The following is an 18520-nucleotide window of genomic DNA, read 5'->3' on the forward strand; positions in this document are numbered from 1 at the left end:
TGGAGTAACCTTTGGCCAAATCGATTTTGCGCGCACCGTATCTTTTATGAGCCTATGCATAATTATTCATTTAAACCTATAGTCTTTTTTGAACACGGGTATGGGAGCTATCGTGTAGAACCTTGTTCTGCCTGATACTTCCATGCACCACAAATTTTTAAACCAAATTATCCTAACATGAGAACCTTGAGTGTTACTACTTCTGCCGGCGGCTGGCTACGCCGGTTAAAACAAGTATGCTGTTTATCCCTATTGCTATGGCAGGGCAGCGCACGGGCACAGGTAAGCCCGCAGGTGCCTGCCACTACCAAACAGCACAGCAAACAGGTGATAGGTTATATCACCCAATGGGATGCGTGGAAAGACATCTCAGGTATTGTGCCTAAAGGCGGTTACAATCACCTGAACGTGGACTACTCACAGTACACCATCCTCAACTTCTCCTTTTTTGGCGTTGCAAAAGACGGTTCACTGCACAGCGGCGACTTCCGCAACAAAAGCATTTACCAGGTAGGCGCCGTACAGGAGCCCGCTCCCATGGTAAATGAAGACATCTATAGCAGCTGGGATATGTTTCTGCTGTATGGCGAACTGGATGCGCCTTTATTCTTTATCTCCGATGGCAGCTATGCTTATAGCCTGGGCTACCGCAACGAAGGCGCCGGCTGGAGGAATGTAAACACTAACCAGACAGGCGTATTCCCGCTGTCGCTTCCCAAACAGGGCGGCGCGCCGGGTATCATTACCCTGGCCCACCAGAAAGGCGTTAAGGTAATGGCCTCTATCGGCGGCTGGAGCATGTGTAAACACTATCCTGAAATGGCTGCTGACGCTACCAAACGCGCCAAATTCATTGCCGGTTGTAAAGACCTGATGAATATGGGCTTTGATGGTATCGATTTTGACTGGGAATATCCTAATGATCCCGGTATGAACATTGAGCACTACAGCCAGGCAGATTACAACAATTTTGCTACCCTGGTAGAAGAAGTGCGTGCCGCTATCGGCGCTAATAAGCTGATCACTGCTGCTTTCTCTGCAGTGGCCACCAAAATACAGGGCTTCCCCTGGTCACGGTTGAATAATTCTATGAACTATTACAACATGATGACCTATGATTTCAACGGCGGCTGGTCTAACAAAGCAGGCCATAACGCCCCTCTGTATGACTACCCCGGTGCGGAATATGCTGGTCTTTCCCTGAACAATACCGTACAGGCCCTGAAACAACTGGGCGTTAACATGAGCAAGGTAACCCTGGGCGCCCCCACTTATGGCCGTGGCGTTGTAACCAGCGGTCCTGCTGCCCTGAACGGTGCTACCGTAAAACGCCAGGAAACCGTACAGCCGGATGGCCCTATCACTACCTGCGCAGACTTTACCAACTGGGCAAGGGATCTGTGGGATGGTACCCCCAGCTACAGCTTCATCCTGCAGCAGACTGGCGCCGGCTCCGGCTGGACAGACCATTGGGATGATGTAGCCAAAGTGCCTTATAAAACCAAAGGCAACTATTTCCTGAGCTATGATAACGAACGTTCCATTGGTGAAAAAGCCAAATTTGTAAATGATAATAACCTGGGTGGCCTGATCGTATGGCAGGTGTTTGGCGATATGCTGAACATGACCAGCAGCACACAGCCCAAAGGTAAGCTCATTTACTGCCCTAACACCACAGAACCGCTGGTAAATAAGATCAATGAAGTATTTGCAGGCGGCAGCACCGGTACCCCTACCAATACGCTTCCTACTGTTAGCATCACATCTCCCGCTAACAATGCATCTTTCACCCTGCCCGCTACTATCACCCTGCAGGCTACTGCAGCTGACAGCGACGGCTCCGTAAGAAAAGTAGAGTTCTTTAACGGCGCTACCAAACTGGCTACCGATAGCACTGCTCCTTTCAGCTATGCCTGGACCAACGCCGGCGCCGGCTTCTATACCATCACTGCGGTGGCTACAGATGATCAGGGTGCTACTACTACTTCTACCGCTATCAGCTTAACCGTAATAGACAACACTACAGGTAATCCTCCTACCGGCAGCACCGACAAGGTGATCACCGGTTACTGGCATAACTGGAATGACGCTTCCGTTCCGTATATCCGCTTACGCGACATCAACACGAAATATAATGTAGTGGAGATCGCATTCGCAGTGACCACCGGCGATCAGGCTACCCTGAGCTTTGCACCGGACGGCGCTTCTGTAGCCGACTTTAAATCAGACGTTGCGTTCCTGCAATCACAGGGCAAAAAAGTACTGATCTCCATAGGCGGTGAAAACGGTATTGTACAGCTGAACACCGCTACACAGAAAGCTAATTTCATCAGCTCTCTGAAAGGCATCATTGACCAGTACAATTTTGACGGTTTTGATATTGACCTGGAAGGCGGTACCAACCTGGTACTGGACAATGGCGATAAGAACTTCATGTCTCCCACCACTGCTAAAGTGGTAAACCTGATCGCAGCTTCTAAAGAAGTGATCAACTACCGTAAAGGACAGGGTAAAGAATGCTGGCTGACCATGGCGCCGGAGACCTTCTACGTACAGACGGCTTTTGGCAATGCTTATGCTCCGCTGGTAGGCGCTTACCTGCCTATTATCTACGGTCTGCGTAACGAACTGACCTATATACATCCCCAGCTGTATAACACTGGCTCCGTATCTGGTCTGGATAATAAAGTATACAATTCTGAAACGGCAGACTTTATCGTAGCTATGACGGAAATGCTGCTGAACGGTTTCCCCGTAAACGGCGCCGGTCAGAATTTCCCGGCGCTGCGTGAAGACCAGGTATCCTTTGGTTTACCTGCTACCCGCAGAGCAGCTGGTTCCGGCTACACAGTCCCTACAGAAGTAAAGAAAGCCCTGGATTATCTGACAAAAGGCATCTCTTATGGCGGTACCTATGTATTGCGTAAAGCAGGCGGTTATCCTGGTCTGCGTGGTATCATGACATGGTCCATCAACTGGGATAAAGTAAACAACAACGAGTTTGCCGACAATTATTATCAATATTTCTTTGGCGGCACCCAGAACCCCGGTAACGTATCACCGGTTGTAAGCATCACATCCCCCGCTAACAATGCATCCTTCACACCGCCGGCTACTGTAACCATACAGGCCAATGCCAGCGATGCAGACGGATCTGTTACCAAAGTAGAATTCTTTAACGGCGCCAATAAGCTGGGCGAGAGCACCACCGCTCCTTACAGCTTTACCTGGACCAATGTAGCAGCAGGCACTTATACCCTGACTGCCCGTGCTACCGATAATAAGAGCGCGGTTACTACCTCCTCCACAGTGACCATTGTGGTAGGCACCAGCACCGGCGGCGGCTGTAACGGCATTGCTGTATGGGAATCCGGTAAAGTATATACCGGCGGCGAACAGGTAGTATTTAACAGCAAAGTATATAAGGCTAAATGGTGGACACAGGGCCAGCAGCCTGACCAGAACCAGGGCGATGCCCAACCCTGGCAGTATGTGAGCGACTGTACCGGCGGTGGCGGCAACAATGCAGCGCCTACGGTAAGCATCACTTCACCGGCCAACAACGCATCTTTTGCAGCGCCTGCCAGCATCACCATCCAGGCTACTGCCGCCGACAGCGACGGTTCTGTAGCTAAAGTGGAATTCTTCAACGGCGGCAGCAAACTGGGCGAGAGCACTACCGCCCCCTACAGCTTCAACTGGAGCAATGTAGCAGCCGGTTCTTACACCATTACCGTAAAAGCTACCGATAACCAGAACGCATCTACCACTTCTGCAGCTGTGACCATCACAGTAGGCAGCAACGATGGCGGCGGCAACTGCGGCGGCGTACCTGCTTATCAGCCTTATCCCAAGATCTACAGCAGAGGCGATATAGTAGTGTACAACGGTATACTGTATGAAAGCCAGTCAGACGCATTATACAATGTAACGCCGGGTACCGCAGACTGGTGGTGGAAACCACTGGGCCCCTGCACCGGCAGCCTGGCACGCACCAGCGCAGTAGCTGCCCCTGTTGTAAAACAGGAAGCTGCTACCAGCGAGCTGCTGGTATATCCTAACCCTGCTACCGGCAATACCCTGCAGGTACGGGTAGATGCACAGCCTGGCGACCGCCTGCAGATATCCCTGATCGATATCAAGGGCAGCGCCCCTATCCTGCGCACTGAACAAGTGGCAGCAGGTAAAGGCGTACAGAATATTCAGATACAGACAGGCCAGGTTCCCGCAGGTACCTGGATCCTGAAAGTAGACAACAGGAGCTCCCATCGCGTAGCCACGACTAAAGTGATAAGGCTACAGTAATAGTTAAAAATGAAAAATGAAAATGGTCCCGGTTTCATCCGGGACCATTCCCTTTTCCTCTTCCGGGCGTTTTTCATCCTTACCATTTTAACCAGGATCTGTGCAAGAACGATTACCCTGCTCTTTTTGTTCCCTCTTGCCATTAAATAACAACCATATGAAAAAACCATTTACATCCCTTCAATTGACCCAGCCCCGTTGGTGACGCCGTACCGGCATTACTGACGGGGCTTTTTGTACTGTACCTGTTCATTATTTAAACTAAAACCGTTTAAACCAAAACCACTCAAGCAATGCAGCTGTGCCGGCAATATTCCACGCCCTCGCTGAAACCGCGCACAGCTACATCTGTTCAAAACACTAAAAAACTTTACAAATGAAACCAGTAAAACTTTTATTGCTGCTGATAGCGCTCACCGGTATCCAGCAGGCACACGCTCAAAACTGGCAGCTCGTTTGGGCTGACGAGTTCGAAGGCAGCATAGGCCCGGATTGGAACTTTGAAACCGGCACCGGCAGCGGCGGCTGGGGTAATAACGAGCAACAGTATTACCGCCGCGAAAATGCCACTGTCGAAAACGGCAAGCTGGTGATCAACGCCAGGCGCGAAGGCTTTGGCGGCATGAACTACACCTCTGCCAGGATGACCACCCAGAACAGGAAATCCTGGAAATATGGTAAGATAGAGGCCCGTATCGCAGTACCCCGTTTCTCCGGTGCATGGCCTGCCTTCTGGATGCTGGGCAACAGCGTGGCTACGCCTCCTTACTGGCCTGCCTGTGGCGAGATCGATATCCTGGAGCACGTAAATACAGATAATAATGTGGTGGGTACTATTCACTGGGCATCCCCCACCAATGAACACTGGTCTTATGGCGCCAGCACAACACCAGCCGCATCCATCTCAGACTATCATACTTATTCTATTGAGTGGAACGCGAATTCCATCAAATGGTTTGTAGATGGTACCCAATACAATGAAGCCAATATCCAGAACAACGTTAACAGCACAGATGAATTCCATAATAACTTTTTCATCCTGCTGAACCTTGCTATTGGCGGTAACTGGCCTGGTTTTAACATTGACCAGAATGCTTTCCCCGCCAAGATGTATGTGGAGTATGTAAGGGTATACCAGGACGCCGGCGGTACCGGTAACCCCGGTGGCTGGAGCCAGACCGTAGAAGCGGAGAACTTTGGCAGCATGCTGGGCGTACAGACAGAGCCTTGCACAGAAGGCGGCCAGAACGTAGGCTACATTGAAACCAACGACTGGATGGCCTATCCTAACATCACCATCCCCACTTCCGGTAACTACAGGATAGAATACCGCGTAGCCAGCCAGAACGGCGGCGGACGCCTGTCACAGGACCTGAACTCCGGCAGCATTGTACTGGGCGCTATTGATGTGCCTAATACCGGCGGCTGGCAGAACTGGACCACCATTTCCCAAACGGTATGGATCAATGCCGGCACCTACAGCTTTGGCATGTTTGCCGCTTCCGGCGGTTGGAATATTAACTGGTTCCGTATTACTAGGCTCTAACAATTAAAATGCTATCCAAATGAGAACACCTTTAAAATATACCACGGGCCTGCTGCTACTGCTGGCTTCCTACGTACATACCTCCGCTCAGGAAAAGCAATTTCCGCTGGGCAATACCACCGGGCTGGTACGGGAATTCCGTCAGCAGTCTACAGCCAGGCAACAGCAATTGGTAAGCGGCGCTCAGCTGCGGATCAACGCCAATACTACCTTAAACGCTAAAGTGAACTTCCGCCACTCCGGCGGCGCCACAGAAGAGTTCATGACCGGTGAAATAGCCAACACACCCAACTCCTCTTTCTTTATCCATGTTGATGGCAACCGCGTAGAAGGTAACATCGTACTGCGCAACACCAACAAGGCATATAAATACTCCTCTGACGACAAAGGCAATGCTTTTGTAAAAGAAGTGAACATCAACGACGTACTGTGTATCAATTATGAGCCAGCACCGCCGGTAACGGCTAATGGCGCTGCTGCCATTGCCGCCGTACCGGACCTGCAAAGCTTCCCCGGCGCTAATGGTTGCGTACTGCTGGACTTTGACGGACAGTATGTATCCGGCACCCCCTGGAACAACGGCAACCCTATCAATGCTGCCGCCGCTAACCTTACAGAAGCAGAAATGCGCGAAGTATGGGAGCTGGTAAGCGAAGACTACAAACCTTTCCACATTAACATTACTACGAGCGAAGCCGTATTTAACAGCTATCCTAAAACAAGAAGGATGCGCTGCATCTTTACGCCTACCAATACAGCAGCCCCCGGCGCTGGCGGCGTAGCTTATATAGGCTCCTTTAACTGGAATGACGAAACTCCCTGCTGGGTATTCAATGGCGGCGTAAAAGGCGCCGGCGATGCTGCTTCCCATGAAGTAGGCCATACTTTTGGCCTGGGTCATGATGGCCGTACCAACCCCGTAGAAGAGTATTACCTGGGCCAGGGCAGCTGGGCCCCCATCATGGGCGCCGGCTACTATGTACCGGTAGTACAATGGAGCAAAGGCGAATACGCCAACCCTTCCCAGACAGAAGACGATCTGACTAAAATAGCCAGCGCTACTTACGGCGTAGGCTACCGTGCAGATGATTATGGCAATACCATTGGCACTGCTGCTGCATTGAGCGTAGGCGCTGGCGGTAATGTAAATACCAATGGCCTGATAGAGCGCAATACCGATGTGGATATGTTCTCTTTCACCACTTCTGGCGGTAACCTGGCCCTGAACTTTAACCCGGCCCTGCGTCATGGCAACCTGGATATACTGGCTACCCTGTATAACGCCAGTGGCACCGTACTGGCTACCTCCAACCCTGCAGGCCTGAATGCTTCCATCAACACCAGCCTGGCCGCGGGTACCTACTACGTAGCCGTAAAAGGCACCGGTTCCGGTAATCCGCTTACAGACGGGTATACCGCATACGGATCACTGGGCGTTTACGCTATCACCGGCTCCATCAACGGTGGCAGCGGCGCAGGCGCAGTGACTGTTTATCAGGATTGTAATTATGGCGGTTATGCCGTTAACCTGGCCCCCGGTAATTACGATATGGCACAGCTAAGTGCACTGGGCGTACCTAATGACGATATTTCGTCACTGAAAGTAAGCCCCGGCTATGAAGTGATCCTGTACCAGAACCTTGGCTTTAGCGGCGATGCTTACGTATTCCGTAACGATTTCTCCTGCCTGGTGAACCTGTCGCTGAATGGCCAGCCCCTGAACCTCAATGACTGGACCACCTCCCTGATCGTACAACCGTCTACCGCCAGCATCGTAAAAGCGGAAATGACCGGCGCTGTAAAAGATGCCCGTACCGGCAAACCTGCTGCGGCTGTGTTAACGGATGAAGTAGCAGATACTAAGGATGTAAACGTGGCTATGTCGCCCAATCCTACCCGCGACATATTGTCCATTAAGGTGAACAAGGCTACGGAACCTTACTTTGTAAGAATTTACAATGTGAATGGCGCAGAAGTACGCGCGGCACAGCGTGTATCCAATGGCCAGCCGGTGAACCTGTCTGCATTACCTGCGGGCATGTACCTGGTGAAGATCTATGTAGGAAATGATGTGATCACCCGTAAAGTGATCAAACAATAATAGATATCCCGTCCTATGGCAACTGCGGGGCCCTGGTCTTTGTACCGGGGCCCCTTCTTTTTACAATTAATTAATAAATTGATAATAGCCCGCATGCTAAGAATGTCAGGATGAAATGAAAATCTTTGTGCATCCAAATTGATATTGAATGACCGAATTGTCGGGTATCAAACAGGGGAGCGTAGTTGTTTTCAGGGCCGTATATCATCAATATCAGCATAAGCTGTATGCTTTTATCTACCAGAAAACACACTCGCACTACCTGGCTGAAGAGGTGGTACAACAAGCATTTATACGCTTATGGGAAAAACGGCAGGCATTATCCGGTGAGGTACTTTTATCCACCCAGCTTTTCCAGATCGCCAAGACCATATTGGTGGATGAGCTGCGAAAGGAAGCCGTTAAGCGTAACCATATCAGCGGGGCCATGGCCAACACCCCTTTAGTAACAGAGAACACACAGCTGGAGATCAGTGACAGCCTCGCGCATATGACGCGTGCCATAGATGCTATGCCGCCTATGCGCAAGACCATTTTTAACATGCGCCGGCAACAGGGGCTTTCCTATAAGGAAATAGCCCAGGAGCTGGATATATCGCCCAAGACCGTAGAAAATCATATAGCCCGGGCTATTAAGCAGTTGCGGGAGGCCCTTAATGCATGTTAAAATCCGCTTACCCAGTGTTAAAAAATTATTACCACTGGGTGTTCGTGCATTGTCATACGTATTACCTTTGAAAAAAGTGCGAACGAATGACCCACGAACTGATCCGGAAATTCTTCTGTAATCAATGTACGGCGGCGGAAGCCAATGCGGTAGTCGCTTATTTCAGGGAATTTCCGGATGCGTTGGAGGTTTACCTGAATGACGAGGAGTGGCAGTCTTTTACCCCTGCCGGCGAGCCGTTACCCGCAGTAGCGGACAAAATGCTGCTGGAAATAGAGAAATGGGTAGTCCCCCATAACAATAACCGGCCGTCATGCCTGCCGGAAACGGAGGAGCCCCTGTCATGCGAAGACCCTGAACCTGGCCTCGCCGGTTAATACTATATTCACCCTCCTGACACCCCGCCCCGCCGAGATGGCTTTGTAAAAAATTCAGTATATTATACTACAATTACAAAAAATGAAATACCCCCAGGTACAGAACTTCGTGAACGGGCAGTTCAGGCCTGTTACCACTAACCACACGCTCACTATCACCTCTCCCACAGACGGCCGGGAACTGGCCCTCTTGCACTGCTCCACCGCCACAGAACTGGATGAGGCCGTACAGGCCGCCCGCGCTGCCTTTCCTGCCTGGAGCAAAACGCCCATCAAGGAAAGGGTACAGGTGTTTTTCCGGTACAAATACCTGCTGGAGCGCGACCTGCAGGAGCTGGCAGAACTGGTAAGCGAAGAAAACGGCAAAACACTGGGCGAGGCCATTGCAGAAGTCGAAAAATCCATTGAGCTCACAGAATTTGCCACCTCTCTGCCCCAGCTGGTAACGGGCGAGGTGCTGGAAGTAAGTAAAGGCGTGGAATGCAGAACGGAGCATGTGCCCCTGGGCGTAGTAGCCTCCATTGTGCCTTTTAATTTTCCCAACATGGTGCCCAACTGGACCATTCCCAATGCCATAGCCCTGGGTAACTGCCTGATCATAAAACCATCGGAAAAAGTGCCACTGAGCCTGGCCAAACTCGCCTCCCTGTTAAAAGAGGCGGGCCTGCCGGATGGGGTATTTAATATCGTGAACGGCGATAGCGAAGTGGTAAACGCCATTTGCGACCACCCGGATATTGCCGCCGTTTCCTTTGTAGGCTCTACCAAAGTGGCCAAAATTGTGTACCAGCGCGCTACCCAAAGCCTGAAACGCTGCCTGGCCCTTGGCGGCGCTAAAAACCACCTGCTGGTGCTGCCAGACGCCAAACCGGATATGACCGCGCAGAACGTAGTAGCCTCTATGAGCGGCTGCGCCGGCCAGCGTTGTATGGCCGCATCTGCCATGGTAGCCGTAGGGCAGGTAGATCATATTATTGATAAAATATGTGCGGAAGCCAGCAAAGTGATACCGGGTAAGAACCTGGGCGCTGTCATTAGCCGGGAATCCAAGGAAAAGATAGAACGTTATATTACCGAAGCGGAACAACAAGGCGCCCGTATACTCATAGATGGGCGCAACACCGTGGTGGAAGGCAAGGAAAATGGCTGCTATGTAGGCCCCACGGTAATAGACCATGTAAAACCGGATATGGCCGTAGCCCGGGAAGAGATCTTTGGCCCCGTGATCAGCATCCTGCGCACCAATACCGTGGATGAGGCGCTGGCTATTGAAAATGCCAACCCCTACGGCAATGCCGCCGCAGTATATACACAAAACGGCGGTTTGGCGCGTTATATCATTGAAAAGGCCAATGCCGGTATGATAGGCGTAAATATAGGCGTGCCGGTGCCGCGGGAGCCCTTCTCCTTTGGCGGCTGGAATGAGAGTAAATTCGGCGTCGGCGATATCACTGGTAAAAGCTCCATTGAATTCTGGACCAAACTAAAGAAAAGCACCACTAAATGGAACCCTGAAGCCGGCGTGAACTGGATGAGCTGAGCTGATTCGTAATTTGAAACTACCACTGTTATGGAAGATATCATGTCCCTCACTGCAACACAGCAGATCATACAGGATAATCTGGACTATACCCTGTTCTCCTGGAGCAAGCAAAAAGGTATAGCGCCCATTGCCATCAAACATGCGGAAGGGGTATACCTCTACGATCATGATGGCAAACGTTACCTGGATTTCTCCTCGGGATTGATCAATGTAAACATAGGGCATGGCCACCAACGGGTAACCCAGGCGGTAGTAAAACAGATGCAGGAGGTAAGTTATGTTACCCCCAGCTGTGTAACCCAGGCACGGGGCGAGCTGGGAAAAAAGCTGGCCGCCATTGCGCCCGGCAATCTTACCAAAACGTTGTTCACCACCGGCGGGGCAGAAGCTATTGAGAACGCCATTAAACTGGCCCGCCTGTATACCGGGCGGGCCAAGATCATTGCCCGCTACCGTGCCTTTCATGGCGCATCCTACGGGGCCATGACAGCCGGCGGCGATCCGCGTAAGCTGCCCCATGATATGCAGCAGGCCCCAAATATGATACATGTGGAAGATCCCTACTGTTACCGCTGCCCCTGGGGTAAAGAGATCACCACCTGCTCCCGTGAGTGCGTAAGCCATATAGAAAGGGTGATAGAATTTGAAGGCCCGGAACATATTGCGGCCATCATCATGGAAGGGGAAAGCGGCACCTCCGGTTGTATCAAATACCCGCCGGACTACCTGCAAAAAGTACGCGCGCTTTGCGATAAGTATAACATATTATTAATAGCCGATGAGGTGATGAGCGGTTTTGGCCGTACCGGTAAATGGTTTGCCAGTGAGCTGCATGGCATAGTCCCGGATATTATCGCCACCGCCAAAGGCATTACCGCCGGTTACCTGCCCCTGGGCGCTGTGATCGTAAGTGATAAGATCGCGGCCGCCTTTGATGAGCAGGTATTATGGCTGGGCCTTACCTACTCCGCCCACCCGGTTTGCTGTGCCGCCGGCGTAGAAGTGCTGCAGATCTATGAAGATGAGCAGCTGCTTGAAAATGCAGCTTTGATGGGCGCTTATATGGAGCAGCAGGTGACCATGATGGAGCTGGAGCACCCCAGCATTGGCGATTTCCGGAACACCGGGCTGCTGGGCTGTATAGAGCTGGTAAAGAACCGTACCACCAAAGAGCCGCTGGCGCGTTATAACGCCCCCGCCAGCGAAATGGCCGTTATGAACAAGGTAGCCGCCAAACTAAAACAACTGGGCATGTATGCCTTTGTACGCTGGAATTACGTATTTATAGCACCACCCCTGTGCATTACACGGGAGCAGATAGATGAAGGATTAGCCATGATCAGCGAAGCACTAGCCATTGCAGATGAAGCGTACCAGGCCTGAGGGACCTGCCGTTACATAAATTCATTCGCCTATGATGCAGGAAGCATCCACATCCGCCAGGGCCCCATCTTCGTCACTGTACAGCGAAGACCTGGCCCCCGTTCCACCGGAAAAAAGGACCTGGAATACCTGGAACTATGCCGCCTTATGGATCAGCATGAGCCTTTGCATTCCCACGTATATGCTGGCCAGCTCCCTTATTGAGGGTGGCATGAACTGGTGGCAGGCCATCTTTACCATCTTCCTGGGCAATACCATTGTGCTCATTCCCATGATCCTGAACGGGCATGCAGGCGCTAAATACGGCATTCCCTTTCCTGTATTTGCCCGGGCCAGCTTTGGCGTTAAGGGCGCTAATATACCGGCACTGTTACGGGCTATTGTGGCCTGCGGATGGTTTGGCATCCAGACCTGGATAGGCGGCTTTTCCCTGTACCAGCTGCTGCATCTCTGGATACCTTCCCTGGGAACATTACCGGCTATATTCCCGGCCTCCTGGGGCTTGCAAACCGGTCCGGCGATCACCTTCCTGCTGTTCTGGTGCCTGAATATGTACGTGGTATACCTGGGCGTGGAAAGCATCCGTAAACTGCTGGTGTTTAAAGCCATCTTCTTACCGGTAGCAGCGCTGGCCCTGTTATATTGGGCCATTAATGCCGGTAACGGTTTGGGGCCTATACTGGAACAGCCGTCTAAATTCCCTTCTTCCAATACTTTCCTGAACTTCTTTTTCCCCGCATTAACGGGCATGGTTGGCTTCTGGGCTACCCTGTCGCTGAACATACCGGACTTTACCCGTTATGCCATCAGCCAGCGGGCGCAGGTACGCGGACAGATCATAGGCCTGCCGCCTTCCATGACCATGTTCTCCTTTATTGGCGTAGTGGTCACCTCCGCCACCGCCATCGTATACGGTACTACCATCTGGGACCCGCTGGTGCTGGCTGGCCGGTTTGATAGTAAGCTGCTGGTAAGTGTGGCCATGATAGCCGTGGCCATTTCTACCCTGGCTACTAATATTGCCGCCAATATTGTAAGCCCGGCCAATGATTTTGCCAACCTGTGGCCTTCGCGCATCAGCTTCCGTAAAGGCGGTTATATTACAGGGGTCATTGGTATCCTCATCTTTCCCTGGAAATTGATCGCGGACCCGGGCGGGTATATATTCACCTGGCTCATTGCCTATTCCAGCCTGCTGGGCCCCGTGGGCGGCATCATGATCACGGATTATTACTTTATCCGCAAACAACGCCTCAATACAAAGGAGCTGTATGAGCATTATGGTCAGTATCAGTTCAGCAACGGGTTTAATATTCCTGCGGTAAGCGCCCTGCTGATCGGCATATTGCCCAATGTGCCGGGCTTCCTGGTCACTATTGGGGCCGTTCCTGCCACAACGGTACCTGCCTGGATAGCGCAGCTCTATCATTACGCCTGGTTTGTGGGCTTCCTGGTAAGCGGCATTGCCTATATGCTGCTCATGCAATCCAATAAACATGGCATTGAACAGATACTCATCACCAACAGCGAAGAGCTCACCGCCTGAGCGGGTCATTACCAATAAAAACATTAGCCAATGTCGCTATTAATAAAAAACGGAAGGATCATTACAGCTGCAGATGATTATGTGGCAGACATCTTTATTGAAGGAGAGCGCATCGCCGTAATTGGCAAAGAATTATCCATACCAGCCGGTGAGACCATTGATGCGGAAGGTATGCTGGTAATGCCGGGTGGCATTGATCCGCATGTACACCTGGATATGCCCTTTATGGGCACTTTCTCCAGCGACAACTATGAAACTGGTACCCGCGCGGCCTTACATGGCGGTACCACCATGGTAATAGATTTTATATTGCAAAAACAGGGCGCGCCATTAAAAGCCGCATTGGAAGAATGGCGGGGCCGCTCTAATGGCAACTGTCTCTGCGACTACAGCTTTCATATGGCGGTCACAGATTTTAATGACAGTACCCGCCAGGAAATTAAAACGATGATAGAGCAGGAAGGCATTACCTCCTTTAAAACATTTATGGCCTATAAAGGCGCGCTGATGATAGACGACCGGCAGATGACAGCCCTGATGCAGGAAGTAAAAAAACAGGGCGGTATGGTAACAGTACATGCCACCAATGGCGATATGATCGACTACCTGGTGGCAAAACATAAAGCAGAAGGCAAGTTATCCCCCCTGTACCATTACCTGTCACAGCCGGAGGTAACGGAAGCGGAGGCCAGCGGCCGCTTTGCAGACATTGCCAACTACACAGGCTGCCCGGGGTATATTGTGCACATGACCTGCGAGGGCGCCCTGCATGCCGTACGCAATGCCACCCGCCGCAACCAGCACGTTTTTGTAGAAACCTGTATCCAGTACCTGCTGCTGGACGCCTCTTTATACGAACAGGATTTTGATGGCGCTAAATGGGTCATGAGCCCGCCGCTGCGCCAACAAAAAGACCAGGACACTTTATGGGCAGGTATTAACCAGGGTCTGGTAAATGTGGTAGCCACTGACCATTGCCCTTTTAAATGGGAGCAGAAGCTGATGGGGAAGGATGATTTTTCCAGGATACCCAACGGCCACCCGGCCATAGAGCACCGCATGGAACTATTGTACAGCGAAGGCGTACATAAAGGCAGGATCACGCTGAACAAATATGTGGAAGTAGCCAGCACCAACCCGGCCAAGATCTTTGGCATGTTTCCCCGCAAGGGCACCATTGCCGTAAATAGCGATGCGGATATCATTATACTGGACCCAAACGCGCAGCATACCATCACAGCTGAGGGCCATCATATGAATGTAGATTACTCCGCCTACGAAGGATGGGAGCTGACCGGCAAAATAAAAACAGTGCTGTTACGTGGCAAAGTCGCCATTAACAATGGCGAATGCCCGCTGGAGAAGGGATACGGACAATTTATAAAACGTCATAAACTAAGCGGGAAGATATAAACCATTTTATCACCAAACCACTCCATTATGCCCAGGATCATTACCTCCGGCCTTATCCAGATGAGCCTCCCCAAAACAGAAGGGGAAGGCACCATTGAAGAGATCAAGGAAGCCATGATACAAAAACATATTCCGCTCATAGAGATTGCCGGGCAAAAAGGCGTACAGATCCTTTGCCTGCAGGAGATCTTCAGCACCCCGTATTTCTGCCCCGGCCAGGACCCTAAATGGTATGCCTCCGCAGAAACGGTGCCCGGGCCTACTACAGAGCGTATGGCGGAATATGCAAAGCGGTATAACATGGTAATGATCGTGCCGGTGTACGAAAAAGAGCAGGCCGGCGTATTGTATAACACCGCCGCGGTCATTGATGCGGATGGCGCCTACCTGGGCAAGTACCGTAAAAATCATATCCCGCATACCTCCGGCTTTTGGGAAAAATTCTTCTTTAAACCGGGTAACCTGGGCTACCCTGTATTCCAGACCCGGTATGCAAAAATAGGCGTGTACATCTGTTATGACCGCCATTTTCCGGATGGGGCACGGGTGCTGGGATTAAACGGCGCGGAGATCGTATACAACCCCTCCGCCACCGTAGCGGGCCTTTCACAATACCTGTGGAAGCTGGAGCAACCGGCGCATGCGGCGGCTAACGGGTATTATATGGGTTGTATAAACCGGGTGGGCGAGGAAAAGCCCTGGAACCTGGGCCGCTTTTATGGCTCCTCTTATTTTGTAGATCCGCGCGGGCAGATCTTTGCCATTGCCTCTGAAGAGAACGACGAATTACTGATAGCACAGCTGGACCTTGATAAAATAGACGAAGTAAGGAATGTATGGCAGTTCTTCCGCGACAGAAGGCCGGAAACCTATGGCAGGCTCACGGAACTGTAATCACCTTAAATAACACGCTATGGCCATTGCGAACAACCGCTTATCCGCGGAAGCATATGAACAACATTTCAGCGATATACACCCGCCATTTGAAAACAGGGAAGCTGCGCTGGTAGAGGCCAACCGTTGTTTGTTCTGTTATGACGCCCCCTGTATCAAAAGCTGCCCCACCAGCATAAACGTGCCCAAATTCATTAAACAGATAGCTACGGATAATGTAAAAGGCGCGGCCCATACCATCTTTCTTTCCAATATCATGGGCGGCGGCTGCTCCAAAGTATGCCCGGTAGAAAAGCTCTGCGAAGGCGCCTGTGTGTACAACCTTATGCATGAAACGCCTATTCATATTGCCAAACTGCAGCGCTATGCAACAGACAAGGCATTGGAAGGGCAATGGCAGCTGTTTACCCGTAAGCCCGCCACCGGCAAAAAAGTGGCCGTTATAGGCGCCGGACCGGCCGGGTTAAGCTGCGCGCATGTACTGTCAAGGGAGGGTATTGATGTTACCATCTACGAAAAAGAAGCTAAAGGCGGCGGCTTAATGACCTATGGTATTGCCGCCTATAAAGTAACGCCGGCGTACTGCGAAGCGGAGGTGGATTATATCACCTCCCTGGGCGGCATCCAGATCCTGTATAACCAGGAGCTGGGCCGCGATATTACCCTGGCTGCTTTACAACAAACCTACGACGCCGTGTATATAGGCATTGGCGTAGGCATTGCCCGGCAGCTGGAGATACCCGGCGAAACGCTGGCGGGCGTAACAGACGCCATTGGTTTTATCTACGATATCCGCAGCAAAGGCTATCCCGCCGTGCCCGTAGGCGACAAAGTAGCCGTAATAGGCCTGGGCATGACGGCCATTGATGCCGCCACCCAAGCCAAACGGCTGGGCGCTAAAGAAGTCACCATCATCTACCGCAGAACACAGGAGGAAATGCCCTGCACCACCGCAGAGCTGGACCTGGCTAAACTGGATGGCTGCCAGGTACAATGGCTGGCCGCCCCTAAAGAAATAAAAGGACAGAACGGCCAGGTCAGTCAACTGCTATGCGATGTAATGCAGTTAAGCGCACCAGATGCCAGCGGCCGCCGTTCACCCATCCCCACCGGCAACACCTTTACGCTGGAAGTGGATATGGTGATCAAAGCCGCGGGGCAAACGCCTTTTGAGATGCTGGTACAGCAGGAACAGCTGGCGCACCGGCATGGCAGGATCCTCATCAACGAACACTGTGCTACCAATATACCCGGCGTGTTTGCCGGCGGCGACTGTGTGAACGGCGGCAAGGAAGTAGTGGACGCCGTACAGGCAGGCAAAGACGGCGCAGCAGCGATACTAAAATTCCTTTCAATACAATAAAGTTGTTTGATATGGCAGACCTTACCACCAATTTCCTGGGCATCCGTTCCCCCAACCCTTTCTGGCTGGCCAGCGCACCGCCCACAGACAAGCTGCTGAATGTACAGCGCGCGTTAGAAGCCGGCTGGGGCGGCGTGGTATGGAAAACCCTGGGCGCACAGATCAAGAATGTATCCAGCCGCTACTCTGCCGTGGATTATAATAACCAGCGGGTAATGGGCTTTAATAATATTGAGCTGATCAGCGACCGCCCGCTGGAGCTGAACCTGCGGGAGATCAGAGAATGCCTGCGGCTGTTCCCGGACCGGGCCATGATCGTTTCCCTGATGGCGGATAATGACCGGGCCAGCTGGCACGAAATGATCGCTAAAGTAGAGGATACCGGCGCGCATGGCATAGAGCTCAATTTTGGCTGTCCGCATGGTATGAACGAAAGAGGTATGGGCTCCGCCGTAGGGCAGGACCCGGAGATAGCCCGTATGGTGGTGGAATGGGTAATGGAAAAAGCTACCATCCCCGTGATTACCAAGCTTACGCCCAATGTACATTCCGTAGTGCCAACCGGTAAAGCCGTGGTGCAAGCCGGTACCAATGCCTTATCCCTTATTAACACCATACAATCCGTTACCGGTATAGACCTGGATACATTGATCCCTAACCCCAATGTAGCCGGCCATTCCGCCTTTGGCGGTTATTGCGGTCCCGCCGTGAAACCCATTGCCCTGAAAATGCTCACCACCATTAGCCAGGACCCCGTTACTTCCCGTGTGCCCGTATCCGGTATTGGCGGCATCAGCACATGGAAAGATGCGGCGGAATTTATGCTGCTGGGCGCCACCTCCGTACAGGTCTGCACCGCTGTTATGAAATACGGCTTCCGTATTATTGAAGACCTTTGTGAAGGGCTTAGCAACTGGATGGACGAAAAAGGGTTCGCCACCATCTATGACTTCATTGGCAAATCAGTACCAGCCATTACCAAATGGGAAGCGCTGGATATTAACTACCATATCATCGCCAATATTAACCAGGATAAATGTGTACACTGCGGCCTCTGTTATATTGCCTGCGAAGATACCTCCCATCAGTCCATTGCCCTTAGCTATGGCAAACCTTATAATACCTACACCGTAAAAACGGAGGAATGTGTAGGCTGTAATTTATGCAAGCTTGTTTGCCCGGTGGAGGATTGCATCACCATGGAAGAGCACCGCAAAGGCGATGAGTACTTAAACTGGACGGAGTATCAAAAAAGAGGATTACCCTTAAATGATCATTAATACTCCTGCTGATATTTTTTTCACCCAAACCAATCCTATCTTATCAATTCCCCAAATACCGCTTTTGTGTACTTGACACTTATTAAAACTTTCCCTACGTTT

Annotated in this window: 12 protein-coding genes; all 12 read left to right on the forward strand. The window is 51.5% G+C overall.

What is annotated here, in order from left to right:
• The first annotated feature begins 177 nt into the window (after positions 1-177).
• Positions 178-4305, forward strand: a complete 4128-nt coding sequence (locus F0L74_RS00745; RefSeq protein ID WP_149835936.1) for a glycosyl hydrolase family 18 protein — start codon at positions 178-180, stop codon at positions 4303-4305.
• Positions 4306-4681: 376 nt separating this feature from the next.
• The gene (locus F0L74_RS00750) at positions 4682-5851 is read left to right on the forward strand and encodes a carbohydrate-binding protein (RefSeq protein WP_149835937.1); all 1170 of its coding nucleotides are present in this window, start codon (positions 4682-4684) and stop codon (positions 5849-5851) included.
• A 19-nt stretch (positions 5852-5870) separates the two neighbouring features.
• Entirely contained in the window at positions 5871-7952 is a 2082-nt protein-coding gene (locus F0L74_RS00755; RefSeq protein ID WP_149835938.1) for a T9SS type A sorting domain-containing protein, read from the forward strand.
• A 148-nt stretch (positions 7953-8100) separates the two neighbouring features.
• Positions 8101-8619 (forward strand): RNA polymerase sigma-70 factor, encoded by a 519-nt coding sequence (locus F0L74_RS00760; protein ID WP_149835939.1) that lies wholly within the window; start codon positions 8101-8103, stop codon positions 8617-8619.
• Between the two features lie 86 nt (positions 8620-8705).
• Positions 8706-8996, forward strand: coding sequence for a hypothetical protein (locus F0L74_RS00765; protein ID WP_149835940.1), 291 nt, complete (start codon positions 8706-8708; stop codon positions 8994-8996).
• An 82-nt stretch (positions 8997-9078) separates the two neighbouring features.
• A complete protein-coding gene (locus F0L74_RS00770; protein WP_149835941.1) occupies positions 9079-10536 on the forward strand; it encodes a CoA-acylating methylmalonate-semialdehyde dehydrogenase in 1458 nt (485 codons plus the stop codon).
• 30 nt (positions 10537-10566) lie between these two features.
• Positions 10567-11922: an aminotransferase class III-fold pyridoxal phosphate-dependent enzyme gene (locus tag F0L74_RS00775; RefSeq protein ID WP_149835942.1), complete on the forward strand. Its 1356-nt coding sequence runs from the start codon at positions 10567-10569 to the stop codon at positions 11920-11922.
• A 31-nt stretch (positions 11923-11953) separates the two neighbouring features.
• The gene (locus F0L74_RS00780) at positions 11954-13468 is read left to right on the forward strand and encodes an NCS1 family nucleobase:cation symporter-1 (protein ID WP_213086861.1); all 1515 of its coding nucleotides are present in this window, start codon (positions 11954-11956) and stop codon (positions 13466-13468) included.
• Between the two features lie 30 nt (positions 13469-13498).
• Positions 13499-14881 carry a dihydropyrimidinase gene (gene hydA / locus F0L74_RS00785; protein WP_149835943.1) on the forward strand — a complete coding sequence of 461 codons (1383 nt, stop codon included), beginning with the start codon at positions 13499-13501 and terminating at the stop codon, positions 14879-14881.
• A 27-nt stretch (positions 14882-14908) separates the two neighbouring features.
• Entirely contained in the window at positions 14909-15775 is an 867-nt protein-coding gene (locus F0L74_RS00790) for a nitrilase-related carbon-nitrogen hydrolase (protein WP_188315814.1), read from the forward strand.
• 19 nt (positions 15776-15794) lie between these two features.
• A complete protein-coding gene (locus F0L74_RS00795) occupies positions 15795-17138 on the forward strand; it encodes an NAD(P)-dependent oxidoreductase (RefSeq protein ID WP_149835944.1) in 1344 nt (447 codons plus the stop codon).
• 11 nt (positions 17139-17149) lie between these two features.
• Positions 17150-18418, forward strand: coding sequence for an NAD-dependent dihydropyrimidine dehydrogenase subunit PreA (gene preA, locus F0L74_RS00800; protein WP_149835945.1), 1269 nt, complete (start codon positions 17150-17152; stop codon positions 18416-18418).
• Positions 18419-18520 lie beyond the last annotated feature (102 nt).

It is taken from the genome of Chitinophaga agrisoli (assembly GCF_008386695.1).
Taxonomy (GTDB): Bacteria; Bacteroidota; Bacteroidia; order Chitinophagales; family Chitinophagaceae; genus Chitinophaga; species Chitinophaga agrisoli.

What these genes read in the sequence shown, in the direction of transcription:
- F0L74_RS00745 (WP_149835936.1), top strand. Translation starts at nt 178, where the DNA reads ATGAGAACCTTGAGTGTTACTACTTCTGCCGGCGGCTGGCTACGCCGG.
- F0L74_RS00750 (WP_149835937.1), top strand. Translation starts at nt 4,682, where the DNA reads ATGAAACCAGTAAAACTTTTATTGCTGCTGATAGCGCTCACCGGTATC.
- F0L74_RS00755 (WP_149835938.1), top strand. Translation starts at nt 5,871, where the DNA reads ATGAGAACACCTTTAAAATATACCACGGGCCTGCTGCTACTGCTGGCT.
- F0L74_RS00760 (WP_149835939.1), top strand. Translation starts at nt 8,101, where the DNA reads ATGACCGAATTGTCGGGTATCAAACAGGGGAGCGTAGTTGTTTTCAGG.
- F0L74_RS00765 (WP_149835940.1), top strand. Translation starts at nt 8,706, where the DNA reads ATGACCCACGAACTGATCCGGAAATTCTTCTGTAATCAATGTACGGCG.
- F0L74_RS00770 (WP_149835941.1), top strand. Translation starts at nt 9,079, where the DNA reads ATGAAATACCCCCAGGTACAGAACTTCGTGAACGGGCAGTTCAGGCCT.
- F0L74_RS00775 (WP_149835942.1), top strand. Translation starts at nt 10,567, where the DNA reads ATGGAAGATATCATGTCCCTCACTGCAACACAGCAGATCATACAGGAT.
- F0L74_RS00780 (WP_213086861.1), top strand. Translation starts at nt 11,954, where the DNA reads ATGATGCAGGAAGCATCCACATCCGCCAGGGCCCCATCTTCGTCACTG.
- hydA (WP_149835943.1), top strand. Translation starts at nt 13,499, where the DNA reads ATGTCGCTATTAATAAAAAACGGAAGGATCATTACAGCTGCAGATGAT.
- F0L74_RS00790 (WP_188315814.1), top strand. Translation starts at nt 14,909, where the DNA reads ATGCCCAGGATCATTACCTCCGGCCTTATCCAGATGAGCCTCCCCAAA.
- F0L74_RS00795 (WP_149835944.1), top strand. Translation starts at nt 15,795, where the DNA reads ATGGCCATTGCGAACAACCGCTTATCCGCGGAAGCATATGAACAACAT.
- preA (WP_149835945.1), top strand. Translation starts at nt 17,150, where the DNA reads ATGGCAGACCTTACCACCAATTTCCTGGGCATCCGTTCCCCCAACCCT.